This window comes from Kitasatospora sp. NPDC057223, from assembly GCF_042669755.1.
Taxonomy (GTDB): Bacteria; Actinomycetota; Actinomycetes; order Streptomycetales; family Streptomycetaceae; genus Kitasatospora.
In genome coordinates this window covers 19662-38842 of the sequence record NZ_JBHUWW010000034.1, presented here as the reverse complement: position 1 = coordinate 38842, position 19181 = coordinate 19662, and the positions used below count along the sequence as shown (strand labels likewise).

Genomic DNA, 19181 nt, shown 5'->3' with positions numbered 1-19181 from the left:
CAGAGTGCTCTGGAGGCCCGGTCCAACCGGCCTGCAGAGGTCGGCGCCGCAGGCCTGGACCGGCCCTCCAGAGCGTCTGCAGCACGCGTTGCCAGCCTGGCCCCGGCAGCCCGGATCAGCCGTACCCGGACCCGCCGCACCGATCCCAGCGCATCCGATCACGGCGCACCTGATCACGGCGCACGCGATCCCCAGCACACCCGCCCCCCATCGAACCCGGCCCCGGGAGACCGACCATGGCGACCATTCCGTCCGTCCGACCCCTCGCGGTGAACCGCGCCGAACCGCCGGCCCCGCGCCTGGAGGAGCTCGCCGACGGCGTCTACGCCCATGTCCAGCCCGACGGCGGCTGGTGCCTCAACAACTCCGGCATCGTGGTGGGGGGAGGCCGGGCGCTCGTGGTCGACACGGCGGCGACCGAGCGCCGCACCGTCCTGCTGCGCGAGTCCGTCGCGGCCGTGGCGCCGGACGAGCCGGACGTCCTGGTGAACACCCACCACCACAGCGACCACACCTTCGGCAACTCGCTCTTCGGCCCGGGCACCGTGGTCGTGGCGCACCGGGAGACCCGGACCCAGAGCGCGGAGGCGGGGCTCGGACTGCAGGGGCTCTGGCCCGGTGTGGACTGGGGCGCGGTGTCCGTGCGGCTCCCCACGCTCACCTTCGAGGACGCGCTCACCCTGCACGCCGGTGACCTGCGGGTCGAGCTGATCCACTTCGGCCCCGCGCACAGCACCAACGACACGGTGGCCTGGATCCCGGACCGCGGCGTGCTGTTCACCGGCGACATCGTGATGTCGGGAGTGACCCCGTACACCCTGATGGGATCCGTGTCCGGCTCGCTCCGGGTCCTGGACGAACTCGCCGCGCTGCGGCCCCGCGTGGTCGTCCCCGGCCACGGTCCGGTCGGCGGAGCGGAGTTGATCGACGCCAACCGGGCGTACCTGCGCTGGGTCCAGGGGCTCGCCACGGAGTCCCGCGCGGCCGGCCTGACGCCGCTCGAAGCGGCCTGCGAGGCGGATCTGGGGCGCTACGCCGACCTGCTGGACCCCGAACGGCTGGTCTCCAACCTGCACCGCGCCCGGGCCGAGGCCGAAGGTGCCGCCCCCGGCGCCCCGATCGACGTCCTGGGGTCGTTCCGCGAGATGATCGAGTACCACGGCGGTCTGCCCGGATGCCACGCCTGAGAGCCGGCCTTCGGACCTGCTCCGGCGGGTGCGGCGGAGGGGGCCCGGTGCGCGTCCGCGTTTGCCGACACCCCTGGTCTGCGCGAGAGTTGAAGGTGGTCACGGCGTACCGCCGGGTGGCCCCGACGCCCTCGGCGAGACCGCGTGGCGGCCGCCTGCCCGGGAGGGCCCGCAGCCACCGGGACGCCGGTCGGCAGACCCGGCCGAGCCCCGGCCGCCGGACGGGAGCGACGTCGTGACACGCCACCCCCGTGCCACAGTTCGGGCTCTCCGACGGAGCAGATCATGTCAGTTTCCCATGCACTTCCGACGGGCCGGCTGCTCGCCGACGGCCGGCCGTTCGACACGATCGCGGTGGGCGACGGCCCGCACAGCGTGGCGGCGGCCCGGGACGGCACCCGCGCCTACGTCACCAACTTCCACGCGGGGTCGGTCACCGTCATCGACCCGGCGAGCCGGCGGGTGGTGGCGACGATCCCGGTCGGCGTGAGCCTGTACGGCGTCGCGGTCAGCCCGGACGGCGAGCGCCTGTACGTCGCCGACACGCACTCCTCCGCGCTGTCCGTCGTCCTGACCGCGACCGGCGAGGTGACCGTCAACACCGTCTTCGAGGAGCGGCCGTACGGTCTGGCGATGACCCCGGACGGTTCGCGGCTGCTGGTGTCCAACGCCCTGGAGAACCAGGTGCAGGTGGTCGACGGCCTCACCAAGACCCGCGGCCGGCTCTCCGGGGTGGACTTCGCGGTCGGCCTCGCGGTCAGCCCCGACGGCGGCCTGCTGTACGCGAGCAACTACTTCGCGGACACCGTCTCGGTGATCGACGCCTCCGGCGTCACGGCCCTCTCCGGCACCGCCCCCGCCGAGCTGCTCGCGACGGTGCCCCTCGAACGCGGCCCGTACGGCGTGGCCGTGAGCCCGGACGGTTCGCGCCTGTACGTGGCGCACTTCCCGTTCGACCTGGTCTCGGTCGTCGACACGGCGGCGCGGACCGTGATCGCCACCATCCCCGTCCCGAACGGCCCGCGCGGTGCGGCGGTGGCCCCCGACGGGGCGACGCTCTACGTCACCAACTTCTTCTCGGACACGGTGACCGTGGCCGCGCTCTGAAACGGTCGGCGCCTCGCCCGCCGGGGCGCCGCTGACCTGTGAAAACACTTTGTCCGAAGGCCTGCCGGTGGGAGAGGCTCGGGGGCATGTCCGACAACAGTCCCAGCCGCGGCGTCGCCGACCTCTTCACCGGGGGGCGCCTGACCGTGATTCCCCGCAAGGCCGCCCGCCGCGAACAACTGCTCGTCCACCTCGCCCGAACGCTGTTCGAGCCGGGCCGTGACTACAGCGAGCGCGAGGTCAACGACGCACTGCTCACGGTGCACCCCGACTGCTCGGCGCTGCGCCGGTACCTGGTCGAGGCCGGGCTGCTCGCCCGGCCGAGGGACGGCAGCAGCTACCGCCGGGCGGGCTCCCCGGCGGCGGCAGGTGGCGGGGCGTAGATTTGGCGTTACCCGGGGGCCGAGCCACCAGCGAGGAGCACCGTGCCAGGGTTGGACATCGACTACGGGGCGGTGTTCCACGCCGTGCCCAGCGCCATGCTGGTGATGACTCCCGACCTGGTCGTGGTGGACGCCAACGCGGCCTACCTGAAGGTCTCCGGGCGCGCCATCGCGGACCTGGTCGGCCGGCAGGTGTTCGACGTCTTCCCCGACAATCCGGCCGACCCGCACATGGCCGGCACCACCACGCTGCGGGCCTCCCTGGAGCGGGTCCTGGCCACCGGCCGGTGGGACACCATGGCGCTGCAGCGCTACGACGTCGAATCGGCGGACGGGTCGGGGGACTTCGAGGAGCGCTACTGGAGCCTGGTCAACGTGCCGGTGCTCGGCCCGGACGGGCGGGTGGCGCTGATCGTCAACCGGGTGGAGGAGGTCACCGCGCTCGTCCGCCAGCTCGGGGCGCACCGCCCGGACGAGGTCCGCAGCGGGGAGCTCACCCACCAGGAGCGGATGGCCGCCGACCTGTTCGCCCGTGCCCAGGAGCTGCAGGACCTCAACGAACAGCTCCGCGAGGCGCACGCCAGTGAGCGCGAGGTCGCCGTCGGCCTGCAACGGGCCATGCTCCCCGCCGTCCCCCCGGCCTACCGCTCCTTCGTGGCCGTGCGCTACCGGCCCGCGGCCCGGTCGATGAACGTGTGCGGCGACTGGTACGACCTGATCGACCTCGGCGACCACGGCACCGACCTCGGCATCGCCGTCGCCGTCGGGGACGTCGTGGGGCACGGGCTGGAGGCCGCCGGTGTCATGGGCCGGCTGCACAGCGCACTGAACGCCGCCATCCGCGCCACCGGGAACCCCGCCACGGCGCTGACCACACTCGCCCTCTTCGCCCTCACCGTCGACGGCGCCCTGGCCACCACCGCCGTGCAGACCGTCATCGACCGCGCGGCCCGCCGGATCACCTACAGCTGCGCGGGCCACCCGCCGCCCCTCCTCGTCCAGGCCGACGGCACGCTCCGGCTCCTCGACGCCGCCACCGACCCGCCGCTCGGGGCCTGGCCCGAGACCACCCGCCGGACGGAGGCGGTGGCGGCGTACGCCCCCGGCGCCACCCTCGTCCTCTACACCGACGGCCTCGTCGAACGCCGCGGTGAGGACATCGACTCCGGACTGGCCCGCCTCACCGAGAGCCTCACCCGCCACCGCGCACTCGCCCCCGAGCCCCTCGCGGACGCCCTCCTCGCGGACCTCGGTGCCGGCGACGGCGCGGACGACGACACCGCCCTGGTAGTGGTCCGCCTGTGAGGGGCGCCTGCGGCGCCGCGACCGGATCCCCCGGCGCGGGCTCACGGCCCGGCACTCATCGCGGCCCACGGGCTGCCGCTCTGTGTCCGAGGGGGACGCAAGCCGTTTCCCCACACGCGTTCTCGCCGGTCAGCCACCTGGAGCTTGATCCCGCCACGGCATCCGGTCAGGATTGAGGTGGCGACGTGGGTCGCCTGCTGCCCCGCCCCACGTCGGGGACCGCCCAGCGGTCGGCCAGGCGGTAGCCGAGGCCGCCGAGTGCGACCAGAGCTGCGAGGAGGGCCCAGAACAGACCCGCGTGGTGCTCGATCAGGCCACCGACCAGGAGTGGTCCGACGATCGCGGAGAGGGCCCAGGTCAGGTTGAACACCGACAGGTAGCGGCCTCGCGCCTCCACTGGTGCGGCAGTCGCCGAGATTGCGGTGGTGGCCGGGCCGGCCAGGATCTGGCCGGCTGTGAACAGCAGGACCGCCGCGTAGACCGCCACCACCGTGCCGGTACCGCGTCCGGTGGCGCCGAACGCGAGCAGCGCGATCGAGCCGAGCATCAGCACGGCCGCCCAGGAGACCACCCTGGTGCGTGGGTATCCCACCACTCGGGCCGTCACCAGGGACTGCGTCAGGACGATGACGGCGGCGTTCACCGTCAGCGCCGTCGACGGGAGCCACGCCGGCATCCGCTCGACCTCGACCAGATAGACCGGTAGCACGACGGTCGGGATCAGCCAGCCGAACGCGAACGCTGCCTGGGCCGCCATCAGGATCAACAACACCCGGTCCCGGAACAGGGTCCGCCACCCCGTCCAGGCCGCCGTCGGCGTCGCCCCGGCGGCTCCGCCCGGCGGCTCCGCGGCCGGGCGCACCGCCCGTGCCCGCTTGGGCGTCATCAGCAGGCCCGCCGCAACCACGCTGGTAGCGGCGTTGACCACGACGATGGAGACGGCCGCGCCCGACCAGCCGCTCCCCAGCAGCAGGCCGCCGGCCGCGCCGCCGAGTCCCGCGCTGGCGTTGGTGCCCGCAGTGGTGAAGGCGTACCAGCGGTCGAGTTCGGCGCCCTCGGCCAGGTCGGCGACGAACGCGGGCCAGGCCGCGAAGTACAGGCGCTCGGCGCAGAGCACCACGAGCATCCCGGCGATCAGGGCCGGCAGCGAGTTCACCAGCAGATAGCAGAGGTAACCAGCCGCCACCAGAAGGTTGTTGGCGATCAGCGAGGTCCGCGGACCCCAGCGGTCCACAACGATTCCGGCCACCGGCGCGACCGGGATCGAGAGTGCGGTGGCGATGCCGGCCCCCAGCCCCACCTGGGCCACCGTCAGATCGGTGGTCAGGACGAAGAACAGGAACGACAGGGGGACGAACATTCCGACCCCGAAGGCGTCGAGCACCGTAGCGGCCACAACTCTTCCGTGGCCTGCCAGTTGGGGTAGCCCGAGCCGCAGGTGCAGGCGGGCGACCGCGGCGGCCGGCTCGCCGGCCCGCGAACGGGCGGGCCGCGCGTCGTCCACCTCGGTGGGCGGCGGGCTCACCGCTCACCCCCGGCCGGCCGGTCGGCGGCGACCTCGGTACGGTGCCGGATCGTGCTGTCGGTGCCTGTCGCGGGCAGCGCGACGTGCCGCCGTCCGAGCCCGGCCGGCAGGGCTGCGGCCGGCTCGTCCGCAAGGTCCGGAGAGCTGATGAACTCCCTTTCCAGGTAGGTCACTTGGTGGTCGAAGGCGAGAACGGCCATTGCTTCCTCTGCGTCGCTGGGTCGGGACCGCCGGTGTCGGCACGGCTGCACCTGGGAGCGGTGCGGGGGTGCCGCTGCGGGGATCGCCCCACTCTTGCCCGCAGATGGGTCGGGCTGCCACGCCCCGGGCTGGCCGGACTCGGCCGTGCATGATCCGGCCAGCGGCCCGGAGCCGGCCCGGCCTCGTACGGCCAGGCCAGGCCAGGCGGCGCCGGTACGAAATGTCGGTACGAGGTGTCGACGCAGAGATGCATGGTGGTGCCGGAGCCGGAGCCGGAGCCGGAGCCGGAGTGGACCAGGGCCAGGAGCGAGGCTGCGGACAGGTCCATCGCATGCACCGACGGGCAGAGGCAGACGCCGGTCCGCATGACGACCCCGGATCTCTTCCGAGACGAGCCCCGCTCGGTCTCCGTAGTCGCCCTGCCCAGTCCGCCCGGCAGTACGGGCTCGACCTGGTGATCCCGCACTCTCTTCTCGCCGGCTGGACATTCCCTCGCCGATTCACCAGGACCTTTGACACGCTCGGACTAATGGTCTAGACCTACAGGGCGGGCGGGGCCGGGCGTGGAGGCGGGGAAGTTCGATGACCATGGTGGCGGGTTCCGGTAAGAACCGGCGCGAACCGGAAGCGTCCTGACGTGTGGCCCGCACTGAAGGCATTCGGGCTGAGCGCGCGGGCCGGTGTGGTGTACGAGGCCCTGCTGCGGCAGCCCGAACTGACCGAGGACGGCCTGGCCGCCGAACTCGGCCTTTCCCGGGCCGACATCGAGTCCGCGTATCAGGAACTCATCCGACTCTCGCTCCTCCGCTCCTCCTGGGACGACCCGCTCGCCATGCGCCCGGTGGTCCCCGAGCTCGGCCTCAAGGCTCTGCTCGTCCAACGGGAGGCCGAGTTGCTCGCCCACCGGCAGGAGATCGAACAGGCGCAGGCCGCCCTTGAGGTCATCCGTGCCGATTCGGCGTCCCGGCGGCGGTTCACCCGGACCGAGGACCTGGTGGGGGTGGACGCCATCCGCGACCGGCTGGCCGAACTCGGTGCCCGTACCCGGTTCCAGGTGCTGGCGCTCATTCCCGGCGGCGGACAGAGTCAGGCCGCCCGCGATTCGAGCCGCCCGCTCGATGAGGAACTGCTCAATCGGGGCGTCGAGTTGCGTACCACCTTCCTGGACTCGGTGCGCAACCACCAGCCGACCACCGACTACGCGCGCTGGTTGGTGGAGCGCGGCGGCCAGGTCCGTACCGCGCCGACGCTTCCGATGCGGATGATCATCATCGACCGCGAGGTCGCCGTGGTTCCGCTCGACCCGGAGCGCAGCGACACCGCCACCGTGATGTACGGCACGGGCGCGGTCGCTGCCATGTGCTTTCTGTTCGAGGCGATCTGGGCGGACGCGACCACGCTCTGCGGCTCCAGGAACCGCGACCGGCACAACATGTCCAGTCAGCACTACGCCCTGCTGCACATCCTCCAGCAGGGCCACACCGACGTGGTCGCAGCCCGGAAGCTCGGCATCTCCGAGCGCACCGTCAGGCGGATGATCTCGGAACTGATGGACGTGCTCGGGGCCCGCAGCCGCTTCCAGGCCGGCGCGCTCGCCGCCGAGCGCTCCTGGTTGGGCTGACCGGCCGGAGGCCGCTGCCGGCGCGGCTGCACTACGGCGGCACCGAAACCCGGCCGGGCGCCCGACGCCTGTGCGCGGGAAGACCGGGCCGGGCCGTCCGCGCCTGCCCGCCCTCGCCTGCGGCTCGCCGCCATCGGCGGCCCCTGCGAACGCGAGTGGCCCGGGAAACGCCGAACGCCCGCACCGGACCGAAGTCTGATGCGGGCGCCGAACCATGCTGCCCGGCGAACCGGAAGCATGTACTGAGAACGTGTCCGAGGGGGGACTTGAACCCCCACGCCCGATAAAGGGCACTAGCACCTCAAGCTAGCGCGTCTGCCATTCCGCCACCCGGACAGGGTGTGTGCCTCGGGGTTTTCGTGCTGTTCCCCTTGGCGACAGAGAGAACACTACCAGGGTTCTGGAGTGCTTCTCACCTGCGTTTCTGTGCCCGGGGAGGCGGTGCGGTCCGTGGTCGGGGAGCCGCGGGACGAATAGGTGGAAACGGTGCGGGGGGCAGGTGGGGCGGGGCGGAGGGGCCGGTGTGGAGAAGTCCGGGCCCCCGTGAACGATCCGGTGATCCGGGGTGAATATTTCTGTCACTCGCGCGATGCCCGGTGGTCAAAGGCGGGCAGAAAAAGTCCGACACGAGCAAGTTGTCGACGCTGCCGTGGTGTCCGCCGTCGCTCTCCTAGCCTCGGTGGACCAAGGGAGCCCTCGGCGGAACAGCCTGGTTCCGACGTCGGCGGCAGCCGGTGACGCCTCCCGTACCGTTTGCGAAAGGGCGGCTTGACGTGGAACAGATCAGCGGGGCGGCCGCGCCGGTGGACGGCCGGCCGGTGGACGGCCCCCTCGGAGGGGTCTGGCGGATTTCGGTCCTGGCCCAGGACGCCTCGGTGCCGAGGACCCGGCACGCGGTACGGGACCGGCTGCTCGCCCAGGGGATGGCGGGGCTGCGCTACCAGGAGCTGATCGACGACCTGCTGCTGATCGTCTCCGAGCTGGTGAGCAACGCGGTGACGCACGCGGCCGTGCTGTCGCCGCAGGTCACCACGGAGCTGACGATCACCGAGGGGTGGGTGCGGGTCGCGGTCGAGGACGACCACCCGTACCGGCCGAAGGCTCTGGAGAGTGATCTCGGGAAGCTCGGCGGCCGTGGGCTGCTGCTGGTCAAGAGCGTCACGCTGCAGGCCGGCGGGGTGTGCGACGTGGAGCGTACGGCGGCCGGCGGCAAGGTGATCTGGGCCTCGCTGCCGCTGCCGCCGGCCGAGCGGGCGCCGGACGGCCGGGCCGCGCCGGACGGCGTCGCCGCTGCCCCCAGGGCCGCCGCCACCTCGCAGGTCATGACGCTCGCACCGCAGAGCGCCCCGCCGGACGCTGCGCCGACGGCGGCCCCGGCGGGCGAGAGCGGCTCGCCGGCCCGCACCTAGCCGGGCCGGCGGTGGCCGCGTCCGCTACCAGTCGCGTCCGGCGATCTCGCGGATGCCGGGCAGGGCGGCGTCGAAGACCGTCCGGAACCAGACCGAGAACGGCCGCTCCTTCTCCAGCTCCCGGAGTTCGTCCGCGGTGACGAACGCGTAGTCGTCCACCTCGTCCGGGTCCGGCACCACGGGGGCGGTGACCAGACCGACGAACAGGTGGTTCCACTCGCGTTCGATCAGTCCGGAGGCCTCGTCCGGGAGGTCGTAGCGCACCGTGCCGGCCTCGCAGAGCAGGGCGGGTGCGACACCGAGCTCCTCGGCGGTGCGGCGGGCGGCGGCCACGAACGGCGGCTCGTCGGGGTACGGGTGGCCGCAGCAGGTGTTGGACCAGACCCCGGGGGAGTGGTACTTGCCGAGCGCGCGGCGCTGGAGCAGCAGCCGGCCCTGGCGGTCGAAGAGGAAGACCGAGAACGCGCGGTGCAGCCGGCCGGGCTGCTGGTGCGCCCAGAGCTTCTCGGCCGTCCCGATGGTGACGCCCTCGTCGTCGACGAGCTCCAGGAGGATCTCCGGCCCGCCCGCCGGGCCGGCCGGCTCGGCCACGTCGGTCTCGACGTCGAGCCCTGTGTCGATCTCCGAGGTGAAGTGCGTCGGCGCGGTGGACTGCGTCGGGTTGGTCGGGGGACTCTGCGGCATGAGGCCTCTTTCGGGAGCACCGGTGGCGTCGGGCCCCAGTCTGCCGTATGGGTGCGGTGGATTCCCGCCGGACGCATGGTTGCCCGCTCCTGTGCATTCGAAGATCACCTGGAACAGCAAGTCCGTTCGACCGGTGCCCGGGTCCGACCGCTTGCGGACATTCGTGCCGACCCCGGCCCGCCCCCGGCCCACCCAGGACCCGGCCCCCGGCCCGCCCCCGCCGGGCCCGCCGCCGCGGGTGGCTGGGGCCCGCCCGCGGCTGCCCCGGGCGCGTTCGGGCCGGTCGCGCCGGTCGCCTACCATCACTAACACGGTGTGCCGCCCAGCTGGCGGTACCGGAGCGCCTCCCGGGTGGCCGGCTGGTGCGCGGGGCACACCGCGCGGTCACCCCCGCGCGGCCCGCCATGCGGTCACCTGTTGTGCGACTGCCACGCGACCCCCGCGCGGCGCCGCGCGGCGCTCGAACAAGCGGAGCACGACGGATCAGGAGACACCGCATGATCGGCCTCGTTCTGGCAGCCGGCGCCGGCCGCCGGCTGCGCCCGTACACCGACACCCTGCCCAAGGCGCTGGTGCCGGTCGACGGTGAGCGGACCGTCCTCGACCTCACCCTCGGCAACTTCGCCGAGGTCGGTCTGCGGGAGGCGGCCATCGTGGTCGGCTACCGCAAGGAGGCGGTGTACGACCGCAAGGACGCCCTGGAGCAGAAGTACGGCGTCAAGCTCACCCTGGTCGAGAACGACAAGGCCGAGGAGTGGAACAACGCCTACTCCCTGTGGTGCGCCCGCGACCTCTTCGGCGAGGGCCTGCTGCTCGCCAACGGCGACACCGTGCACCCCGCCTCGGTGCAGCGCACCATGCTGGACGGCAACGACCGCCTCGCCAAGGAGGGGCGCGCCCCCGGCATCCTGCTGGCGCTGGACACCGTGAAGAAGCTGGCCGACGAGGAGATGAAGGTCGTCGTCGACCCGGCGGCCGGCATGCGCCGGATCACCAAGCTGATGGAGCCCGCCGAGGCCACCGGCGAGTACATCGGCGTCACGGTGATCAACCCGTCCGCCGCCGAGGACCTCGCCGACGCCCTGCGGACGACCTTCGAGCGCGACCCGCAGCTGTACTACGAGGACGGCTACCAGGAGATGGTGAACCGCGGCCTGCGCATCGACGTGCAGCCGATCGGCGAGGTCACCTGGGTCGAGGTCGACAACCACGAGGACCTGGCCAGGGCGCGGGAGATCGCGTGCCAGTACTGACCCGCCTGGTGCCGTCGCCGGTCTTCGTGGAGATCCGGCCCGGCGCGCTGGACGCGCTGGCCGGCATCCTCGCCGACCAGCGGCTGTCCGCGGCCGGCCGGATCGCCATCGCGATCAGCAACGGCTCCGGCTCCCGGCTGCGGGCCCGGCTGGAGCCCGCGCTGCCCGGCGCCGACTGGTACAACGTGGACGACGGCAGCCTGGACGCCGCGGTGCGCCTCGCCGACCAGATGCGGGCGGGCCACTACGACGCCATCGTCGGGCTCGGTGGCGGCAAGATCATCGACGCCGCGAAGTACGCCGCCGCCCGGGTCGGCCTGCCGCTCGTCGCGGTGGCCACCAACCTCGCCCACGACGGCATCTGCTCGCCCGTCTCGACCCTCGACAACGACGCGGGCCGGGGTTCCTACGGGGTCCCGAGCCCGATCGGCATCGTGGTCGACCTGGACGTGATCCGCCAGGCCCCGCAGCGCTTCGTCGCGGCCGGGATCGGCGACGTCATCTCCAACATCTCGGCCTGTGCGGACTGGGAGCTGTCGCACTCCGTCACGGGCGAGCCGGTGGACGGACTGGCCGTCGCGATGGCCCGCTCGGCCGGTGAGAACCTGCTGCGCCACCCGGGAAACCTCCAGGACAAGGACCTCCTTACGGCCCTGGCGGAAGCCCTGGTACTGTCCGGCATCGCGATGAATATCGCGGGCAGTACCCGGCCCTCCTCGGGTGCCTGTCACGAGATCTCGCACGCCCTGGACGTGCTGTACCCCAAGCGCTCCGCCCAGCACGGCGAACAGGTGGGCCTCGGCGCCGCCTTCGCCAGCTTCCTGCGCGGCGAGCGTGAGCTGACCGGTCTGATCGTGGAGCGCCTGGCGCGGCACGGCCTGCCGGTGACCGCAGCTCAGATCGGCTTCACCGAGGCGGAGTTCACCGAGGCGGTGCACTACGCTCCGAACACCCGCCCGGGCCGCTTCACCATCCTTGAGCACCTAGACCTCTCCCCATCAGCCATCAGGGACGCGTACGCCGACTATGTCCAAGCCGTCAACGACTGACCGCCCCGCGGTCGACCTCACGGTCCGCCCCTCGATCGAGGAGCTGCGGGCCGTCATCCACCCTGAGGGCATGCTCCAGCGCCGCAGCGCTGAGCACTGGGCCGGGCGCCTCTACATGCGCAGCATCTCGCTGCGCATCACCCGGGTGCTCGCGCCGGTCACCTTCATCACGCCCAACGGCCTCACCTACCTGATGATGCTCACCGGCATCCTGGCCGGTGCCGCCCTGCTGGTGCCCGGCCTGGCCGGCGCCGTCCTCGGCGCGCTGCTGATCCAGGTCTACCTGCTGCTCGACTGCGTGGACGGCGAGGTGGCGCGCTGGCGCCGCCAGACCTCCCTGACCGGCGTCTACCTGGACCGGGTCGGCCACTACATGTCCGAGGCGGCGCTGCTCACCGGCCTCGGCCTGCGGGCGAGCGACCTGTTCCACCGCGAGGGCGGCGCCTCGCAGTGGGAGTGGGCCTTCCTCGGCACGCTGGCCGCGCTCGGCGCCATCCTGATCAAGTCCGAGACGGACCTGGTGGACGTGGCGCGGGCCCGCAGCGGTCTCACCGCCGTCGAGGACAGCGCCGCGGTGCCGCGCTCGACCGGTGTCGCGAAGGCGCGCAAGGCCGCCGCCTTCCTGAAGTTCCACCGGCTGGTCGGCGCCGTCGAGGCGTCGCTGTTCATCCTGGCGGCCGGGGTCGCCGACGCCGTCCACGGCGGGCTGTTCTTCACCCGGCTGGCGGTGGTCGTGCTGGCCGCGATCGCCATGCTGCAGACCGTCCTGCACCTGCTGAGCATCGTCCTGTCGAGCAGGCTGCGATGACCGCCCCGGCCTCCCCCGCGGGCCCGAGGGCCGTCCGCTCCGAGGACTTCCGGCTCGGCGCGGTGATCATCACGATGGGCAACCGGCCGGCCGAGCTGAACGCCCTGATCGAGTCGGTGGTGAACCAGCAGGGCCCGGCGGTCGAACTCGCCGTGGTCGGCCAGGGCGTCCCGCTGCCGCCGCTGCCGGCGGGCGTCCGCTCCGTCGAGCTGGCGGAGAACGTGGGCATCCCCGGCGGCCGCAACGTCGGCATCGAGCTGTTCGGCCCGAACGGCCGGGACGTCGACGCCGTCCTCTTCCTGGACGACGACGGCCTGCTCCCGGGCACCGACTCGGCCCGGCTGCTGCGCGAGGCGTTCACGGCCGACCCGGGCCTGGGCATCGTCAGCTTCCGGATCGCCGACCCGGAGACCGGCGTCACGCAGCGCCGGCACGTGCCCCGCCTGCGGGCCAGCGACCCGCTGCGCTCCTCGCGGGTCACCACCTTCCTGGGCGGCGCCAGCGCGGTGCGCTGCACGGTGTTCGAGCAGGCCGGCCAGCTGCCCGCGGAGTTCTTCTACGCCCACGAGGAGACCGACCTCGCGTGGCGTGCGCTGGACGCCGGCTGGGCCATCGACTACCGGGCGGACGTGGTCCTGCACCACCCGACGACCTCGCCGGCCCGGCACGCCTCGTTCTTCCACAACGTGGCGCGGAACAGGGTCTGGCTCGCCCGGCGGAACCTTCCGGCCCTGTTCGTGCCTCTCTACCTGGGAACCTGGTTCCTGCTCACGCTGGCCCGGCGCCCCTCCCCGGAGGCGCTCAAGGCCTGGTGGGGCGGGTTCCTGGCGGGTTGGCGCGAGCCCTGCGGTGCGCGTCGGCCCATGCGATGGCGTACTGTGTGGCGGCTGACCAGACTGGGCAGACCACCGCTCATCTGATGATCGGAGCGGTCGGTGGCCACACACCGGCCGAAACCCCCCGTGATCCCCCTGGATCTCCATCGGCGAACGATCGGTACCCCCCCCGACCGGTCGCCCGACTCCTGATCCCTGCGAAGGACGAATGTGTCGACAGTGAGTGAACCCGTCAGCCTTTCTGCCCCGAGGGGGGCGGACACCGGCCTGACCCCGAAGCAGCTCGCGGACAAGTACGGGCTGACGGTCAGCGGCAAACGCCCGAGCCTGATCGCCTACACCCGGCAGCTCTGGGCCCGGCGTCACTTCATCCTGGCGTTCGCGACGGCCCGCCTGGTGGCCCAGTACACGACCGCCAAGCTCGGCCAGGTCTGGCAGGTGGCGACGCCACTGCTGAACTGCGCCGTGTTCTACCTGGTCTTCGGCCTGATCCTGCCGGGCAACGACGTACCGAACTACATCCCGTGGCTCTGCGTCGGCGTCTTCATCTTCCAGTTCACGCAGAGCGCGGTGCAGTCCGGGACCAGGGCGATCTCGGACAACCTCGGGCTGATCCGGGCGCTGCACTTCCCCCGTGCGAGCCTTCCCATCGCGCTCACCGTCATCCAGCTCCAGCAGCTGCTGATCTCGATGGTCGTGCTGGTCGTCATCGTGCTGGCGAACGGCATCATGCCCGGCCCGAGCTGGGGCCTGCTGATCCCCGCGCTCGTCCTCCAGTCCGGCTTCAACACCGGCCTCGCGCTGGTGATGGCCCGAGTGGGTGCGAAGACCAGTGACATCTCGCAGCTGATGCCGTTCCTGCTGCGCACCTGGATGTACACCTCCGGTGTGATGTACAGCGTCCACGACAACGTCATGAAGTGGCCGGGCTGGGTCCAGGTGATCACTCAGATCAACCCGGCATCGGTCTACATGGACCTCATGCGTTACGCGTTCGACCCGAGCTACTACAACAAGAACGCACTCCCGGAGCACGTCTGGCTGCTCGCCCTCGGCTGGGCCGTGGTGGTCGGCCTGCTCGGTTACGTGTTCTTCTGGAAGTCCGAGGAGGAGTACGGCCGTGGCTGAGACGACGATCACCAAGGACGGAACCATGCCGCGCGACGTCGCCGCCGACACCGCTAAGGTGCCGACCGTCGTCGTCGACGACGTCCACATCGTGTACAAGGTGCACGGCGCCTCGGCCGGCAAGGGCAGTGCGACCTCGGCCCTCAGCCGGCTGATCTCGCGCAAGCGCTCGCCCGCCATCACCGAGGTCCACGCCGTGCGCGGGATCAGCTTCACCGCGTACAAGGGCGAGGCCATCGGCCTGATCGGCTCCAACGGCTCCGGCAAGTCCACCATGCTGGCGGCCATCGCCGGCCTGCTGCCGACCGAGCGCGGCGGCATCTACACCAACGGGCAGCCCTCGCTGCTCGGGGTGAACGCGGCGCTGATGAACGAGCTGACCGGTGAGCGCAACGTCGTCCTCGGCTGCCTCGCGATGGGGATGACCCCGGCCGAGGTGAAGGCCCGCTACCAGGACATCGTCGACTTCTCGGGGATCAACGAGAAGGGGGAGTTCATCAACCTGCCGATGCGTACCTACTCGTCCGGCATGGGCGCCCGGCTGCGGTTCTCCATCGCGGCGGCGAAGACCCACGACGTGCTGCTGATCGACGAGGCGCTGGCCACCGGCGACCAGGCCTTCCAGCAGCGCAGCAAGGCCCGGATCAACGAGCTCCGCAAGGCCGCCGGCACGGTCTTCCTGGTCAGCCACGACAACTCGTCGATCCGCGAGGTGTGCGAGCGCACCATCTGGATCGAGACCGGTGAGCTGATCATGGACGGGCCGACCGAGGAGGTCGTCTCCGCCTACGAGCGGGGCGAGCGCCCGTAGCGGCGCCGCACACCACCGGCCGGGGGCCGGTGCCGGGACGAATCCGTCCGGGCACCGGCCCTCGGCCGTGCGGGTGAGCGGTCCGCGCGGCGGGCCGGGCCGGTCTTTCCCGGCACGCCGGGCGGTGCCAGGCTGTACGCCCGGGGGCGGCCTGCCGTACGGGGCCCGGGTATATCGGACGCGTGTCCGGGCGAGGACGGTCGTCCGGTCGGTGTAGAACGGGGGAGTGACAGCAGTGTCGGCTACGGCCCAACCGAGCAGTGAATCCGCGGACCAGGCGGCAGGGGTCACGCTGGACAAGGCGGACCTGGAGAACTTCCCGGTCGCCCCGTTCTTCCTGCCCGCCGCCTGGCGCACCGACCTGATGGCGGTGTACGGCTACGCCCGGCTGGTCGACGACGCGGGCGACGGCGACCTCGCCGACCCCGCCGGCGTCGCCCGGCTGCTCGGCGTGCCCGCGGCCGGGGAGCCCGACGGCACCGAGTTCAGGCTCGCGCTGCTCGACGGTCTGGAGCGCGACCTCGACCGGGCCTTCGAGAGCGCCCTGCGCCCCGGCACGGCCCCGGCGGCCGACGGCGCCCCGCGCCACCCGCTGATGCGCGCCCTCGTGCCGTTGGTCGGCAGGCACGGGCTGACCCCCGAGCCGTTCCGCCGGCTGATCGAGGCCAACCGGGTGGACCAGACCACCGCGCGCTACGCCACCTACCAGGACCTGGCCGGCTACTGCACCCTCTCGGCCGACCCGGTCGGCCGCCTGGTGCTCGCCATCGCCGGCGTCTCCACCCCCGAACGGACCGAGCTGTCGGACGCGGTCTGCACCGCCCTCCAGGTGGTCGAACACCTCCAGGACGTCGCCGAGGACCTCGCCCGCGGCCGGATCTACCTCCCCGCCGAGGACCTCGCACGCTTCGGCGTCACCGAGGAGGACCTGGCCGCCCCGACCGCGGGCGGCGCCGTCCGGGAGCTGATCGCCTTCGAGGCCGACCGGGCCCGGACCCTGCTGGACCGCGGCGCGCCGCTGGTAGGTACGGTTCGGGGGAGGCTTCGACTGCTCCTGGCGGGATTCACCGCCGGCGGGTACGCGGCGCTGGCAGCCATCGAGGCCGCCGGCCACGACGTACTCGCCCAGCAGCCGAAGCCTGACAAGCGCCGCCTCGCAGTGAAGGCGGCGGCACTCTTCGCGAAGGGAAGGTGAACGCCCGAGTGGCGGCATCACCACTGGCGTCGGCGCAGGTCATGGCGGCGTACCGGTACTGCGAGGCCGTCACCGGCCTGCAGGCCCGCAACTTCAGCTACGGGATCCGGCTGCTGCCGGAGCCCAAGCGGCTGGCCATGTCCGCCCTCTACGCCCTGGCCCGCCGGGTCGACGACATCGGCGACGGCGAACTGCCACCCGAGCGCAAGTCCGACCAGCTGCTGCGCACCCGCGAGCTGCTGGACGAGATCCGCGCCGGCGCGGTCGACCAGGACGACACGGACCCGATCAAGGTCGCCCTGGCGGACGCCGCCCGGCGCTTCCCGATCCCGCTCGACGGCTTCGACGAGCTGATCGACGGCGTCGAGATGGACCTCAAGGGCGCCGAGTACCAGACCTACGAGCAGCTGAAGGTCTACTGCCGGTGCGTGGCCGGCTCGATCGGCCGCCTCTCGCTCGGCGTGTACGGCTGCGACGACCCGGTGCTCGGCGCCCGGTACGCCGACACCCTCGGCCTCGCGCTCCAGCTCACCAACATCCTGCGCGACCTGCGCGAGGACGCCGTCAACGGCCGCACCTACCTGCCCGCCGAGGACCTCGCCCGGTTCGGCTGCGAACAGGGCTTCGCGCTGTCCCGGCCCCCGGTCGGCGCGGACTTCACCGGGCTGGTCGCCTTCGAGGCGGCCCGCGCGCAGGAGGCCTTCGAGGAGGGGCTGCGGCTGCTCCCGATGCTGGACCGGCGCAGCCGGGCCTGCACCGCCGCGATGGCCGGCATCTACCACCGCCTGCTGGGCCGGATCGCCGCCGACCCCGAGTCGGTGCTGAGCCGCCGGGTGTCGCTGCCGGGCTGGGAGAAGGCATACGTGGCACTGTCGGGGCTCGCCGGAGGGCGTTCTTGATTCTCGCGCCAGTTATGTCACGCTTTGTCAGCACCGGATCACGCCTGGGCGGATCCGCTGTGACCGCGTCCGGGGCAGCCGTCCGCACCCGGACGGTTTTCGTGCGGATCAGTTCGGCGCCGGCCGTGTCCGCGCCGATCACGTGGGTAGGCTGCACCGACGAAAGGGGGGAGGGCGGATGAGCGCGCGACCGGCCGCTGCCACCACCCGGCCCACCGCCGTCGTCGTCGGCGGCGGTCTGGCCGGCATCACCGCGGCGCTGCGCCTTGCCGAGGCCGACCACCGGGTCACCCTGGTCGAGGGCCGGCCCAGGCTCGGCGGCCTCGCCTTCTCCTTCCAACGCGGCGAGCTGACCGTCGACAACGGCCAGCACGTCTACCTGCGCTGCTGCACGGCCTACCGGGGCCTGGTGGACCGGCTCGGCGCCGGCGGCCTGGTCGACCTCCAGCCCCGGCTGGACGTACCCGTGCTCGGCGTCTCGGGCACCGGTGCGACCACCCGCCGCACCCTGGGCCGGCTGCGCCGCTCCGCGCTGCCCGTCCCGCTCCACCTGGCCGGCAGCCTCGCCACGTACCCGCACCTGGGCGCCGTGGACCGCCTGCGGGTGGTCCGGGCCGCGCTCGCGCTCAAGGGCCTCGACCTCGCCGACCCGGCGCTGGACGAGATCTCGTTCGGTGACTGGCTGCGGCGCAACGGGCAGAACGCGGCCACCCTCGCCGCGATGTGGGACCTGGTGGGTGTGGCCACCCTGAACGCCAGGGCCGACCAGGTGTCGCTGGCGCTGGCCGCCAAGGTGTTCAAGACCGGCCTGCTCTCCGACCCGGGTGCCTCCGACATCGGGATGGCGGCCGTCCCGATGGGCGCCATCCACCACGACGCGGCGCTCGCCGAGCTGGAGCGCGCCGGAGTGCGCGTCCTGCTGCGCGCCCGGGTGGCGGAGGTCAAGCCCGCCGCGCAGCACGCCGTACGCCTGGACGGCGGCGAGCTGCTCACCGCGGACACCGTCGTCCTGGCCGGTGCCCAGGACAGCGCCGCCGCCCTGCTCCCGCCGGACGCGATCGAGGGCCAGCGGCGGCTGGCGGAGTTCGGCACCGCGCCGATCCTCAACGTGCACGTGGTCTACGACCGCAAGGTGCTGCGCCGCCCGTTCTTCGCCGCCCTGGGCTCGCCCGTCCAGTGGGTCTTCGACCGCACCGCGCACTCCGGGCTCGCCGCGTCCGGGGCGGGCCGGGCCCACCCGGGCGCCCAGTACCTGGCGCTCTCGCAGTCCGCCGTCCAGGACGAGATCGACCTGCCCGTCGCCGACCTGCGCGCCCGCTACCTGCCCGAGCTGGAGCGACTGCTGCCGGCCGCGGCCGGCGCCGAGGTGCTCGACTTCTTCGTGACCCGTGAGCGCACCGCCACCTTCGATCCCGCCCCCGGCACCGCGGCCCTGCGCCCGGCCGCCCGGACGAGGATCCCCGGCCTGCTGCTGGCCGGCTCGTGGACGGCCACCGGGTGGCCCGCGACCATGGAGGGCGCGGTGCGCAGCGGGCACGCCGCGGCCGACGCCGCCCTGGGGGACGGGGCACACCGGCCGGTCGACCGGGGCGACGGACGGTGGCCGCGGTGACCCCGGCCGCCGGCCGCGCAGCGGCCGCCGACGAAGCAATCACCCGGCCGTCCAGTACGGCCCGGCACCACCAGGGAGAGGGAACGTACGTGGAGTCACGCATCGGCACCGCCGTCGGAGGCACGGCGCAGGCCGAGCCGGTCTCGGTGCCCGAGCTGCTCGCCCGGG

General features: G+C 72.7%; 17 protein-coding genes, 1 tRNA gene and 1 pseudogene. 15 read left to right on the top strand and 4 right to left on the bottom strand.

Annotation, left to right across the window (positions count from 1 at the left end):
• Positions 1-236 precede the first annotated feature (236 nt).
• The 4 genes from ACFUK0_RS15165 (at position 237) to ACFUK0_RS15150 (ending at position 3982) form a co-directional block, all read left to right on the top strand.
• On the top strand, positions 237-1187 hold the full coding sequence (locus ACFUK0_RS15165) for an MBL fold metallo-hydrolase (protein WP_380250084.1): 951 nt from the start codon (positions 237-239) through the stop codon (positions 1185-1187).
• Between the two features lie 285 nt (positions 1188-1472).
• Entirely contained in the window at positions 1473-2294 is an 822-nt protein-coding gene (locus tag ACFUK0_RS15160; protein WP_380250082.1) for a hypothetical protein, read from the top strand.
• An 86-nt stretch (positions 2295-2380) separates the two neighbouring features.
• On the top strand, positions 2381-2677 hold the full coding sequence (locus tag ACFUK0_RS15155) for a DUF2087 domain-containing protein (protein WP_380250080.1): 297 nt from the start codon (positions 2381-2383) through the stop codon (positions 2675-2677).
• Between the two features lie 42 nt (positions 2678-2719).
• The gene (locus ACFUK0_RS15150) at positions 2720-3982 is read left to right on the top strand and encodes a PP2C family protein-serine/threonine phosphatase (RefSeq protein ID WP_380250078.1); all 1263 of its coding nucleotides are present in this window, start codon (positions 2720-2722) and stop codon (positions 3980-3982) included.
• A gap of 166 nt (positions 3983-4148) precedes the next feature.
• Here the strand turns inward: ACFUK0_RS15150 and ACFUK0_RS15145 are convergent, their stop codons facing one another.
• Together ACFUK0_RS15145 and ACFUK0_RS15140 are read right to left on the bottom strand one after the other, a co-directional pair.
• Positions 4149-5507, bottom strand: coding sequence for an MFS transporter (locus ACFUK0_RS15145; protein WP_380250076.1), 1359 nt, complete (start codon positions 5505-5507; stop codon positions 4149-4151).
• The gene (locus ACFUK0_RS15140) at positions 5504-5707 is read right to left on the bottom strand and encodes a hypothetical protein (RefSeq protein WP_380250074.1); all 204 of its coding nucleotides are present in this window, start codon (positions 5705-5707) and stop codon (positions 5504-5506) included. Before ACFUK0_RS15140 ends, ACFUK0_RS15145 begins: the two co-directional genes overlap by 4 nt.
• A 638-nt stretch (positions 5708-6345) precedes the next feature.
• On the opposite strand from ACFUK0_RS15140, the gene ACFUK0_RS15135 reads away from it, so the two are divergent.
• The gene (locus tag ACFUK0_RS15135) at positions 6346-7329 is read left to right on the top strand and encodes a helix-turn-helix transcriptional regulator (protein WP_380250072.1); all 984 of its coding nucleotides are present in this window, start codon (positions 6346-6348) and stop codon (positions 7327-7329) included.
• A gap of 251 nt (positions 7330-7580) precedes the next feature.
• On the opposite strand, the gene ACFUK0_RS15130 is transcribed toward ACFUK0_RS15135, so the two are convergent.
• Positions 7581-7665 (bottom strand) — tRNA-Leu (locus tag ACFUK0_RS15130).
• 437 nt (positions 7666-8102) lie between these two features.
• On the opposite strand from ACFUK0_RS15130, the pseudogene ACFUK0_RS15125 reads away from it, so the two are divergent.
• A pseudogene (locus ACFUK0_RS15125) lies at positions 8103-8576 on the top strand (ATP-binding protein); the annotation flags it as partial.
• Positions 8577-8762: 186 nt separating this feature from the next.
• Here the strand turns inward: ACFUK0_RS15125 and idi are convergent.
• A complete protein-coding gene (idi, locus tag ACFUK0_RS15120) occupies positions 8763-9422 on the bottom strand; it encodes an isopentenyl-diphosphate Delta-isomerase (RefSeq protein WP_380250070.1) in 660 nt (219 codons plus the stop codon).
• Positions 9423-9919: 497 nt separating this feature from the next.
• On the opposite strand from idi, the gene ACFUK0_RS15115 reads away from it, so the two are divergent.
• The 9 genes from ACFUK0_RS15115 to hpnE all read left to right on the top strand — a co-directional run bounded on the left by ACFUK0_RS15115 (position 9920) and on the right by hpnE (position 19013).
• Positions 9920-10675: a sugar phosphate nucleotidyltransferase gene (locus tag ACFUK0_RS15115; protein ID WP_380250068.1), complete on the top strand. Its 756-nt coding sequence runs from the start codon at positions 9920-9922 to the stop codon at positions 10673-10675.
• Positions 10663-11724: an iron-containing alcohol dehydrogenase family protein gene (locus tag ACFUK0_RS15110; RefSeq protein ID WP_380250066.1), complete on the top strand. Its 1062-nt coding sequence runs from the start codon at positions 10663-10665 to the stop codon at positions 11722-11724. Before ACFUK0_RS15115 ends, ACFUK0_RS15110 begins: the two co-directional genes overlap by 13 nt.
• A 70-nt stretch (positions 11725-11794) precedes the next feature.
• On the top strand, positions 11795-12532 hold the full coding sequence (locus ACFUK0_RS15105) for a CDP-alcohol phosphatidyltransferase family protein (protein WP_380250138.1): 738 nt from the start codon (positions 11795-11797) through the stop codon (positions 12530-12532).
• Positions 12529-13452 carry a glycosyltransferase family 2 protein gene (locus tag ACFUK0_RS15100; RefSeq protein WP_380250064.1) on the top strand — a complete coding sequence of 308 codons (924 nt, stop codon included), beginning with the start codon at positions 12529-12531 and terminating at the stop codon, positions 13450-13452. Before ACFUK0_RS15105 ends, ACFUK0_RS15100 begins: the two co-directional genes overlap by 4 nt.
• 126 nt (positions 13453-13578) lie before the next feature.
• Positions 13579-14496, top strand: coding sequence for an ABC transporter permease (locus ACFUK0_RS15095; RefSeq protein WP_380250062.1), 918 nt, complete (start codon positions 13579-13581; stop codon positions 14494-14496).
• A 25-nt stretch (positions 14497-14521) separates the two neighbouring features.
• A complete protein-coding gene (locus ACFUK0_RS15090) occupies positions 14522-15307 on the top strand; it encodes an ABC transporter ATP-binding protein (RefSeq protein WP_380250136.1) in 786 nt (261 codons plus the stop codon).
• Between the two features lie 235 nt (positions 15308-15542).
• The gene (hpnC, locus tag ACFUK0_RS15085; RefSeq protein WP_380250134.1) at positions 15543-16502 is read left to right on the top strand and encodes a squalene synthase HpnC; all 960 of its coding nucleotides are present in this window, start codon (positions 15543-15545) and stop codon (positions 16500-16502) included.
• A 41-nt stretch (positions 16503-16543) separates the two neighbouring features.
• Positions 16544-17401, top strand: coding sequence for a presqualene diphosphate synthase HpnD (gene hpnD / locus ACFUK0_RS15080; RefSeq protein WP_380250132.1), 858 nt, complete (start codon positions 16544-16546; stop codon positions 17399-17401).
• 178 nt (positions 17402-17579) lie between these two features.
• On the top strand, positions 17580-19013 hold the full coding sequence (gene hpnE, locus ACFUK0_RS15075; RefSeq protein WP_380250060.1) for a hydroxysqualene dehydroxylase HpnE: 1434 nt from the start codon (positions 17580-17582) through the stop codon (positions 19011-19013).
• Positions 19014-19181 lie beyond the last annotated feature (168 nt).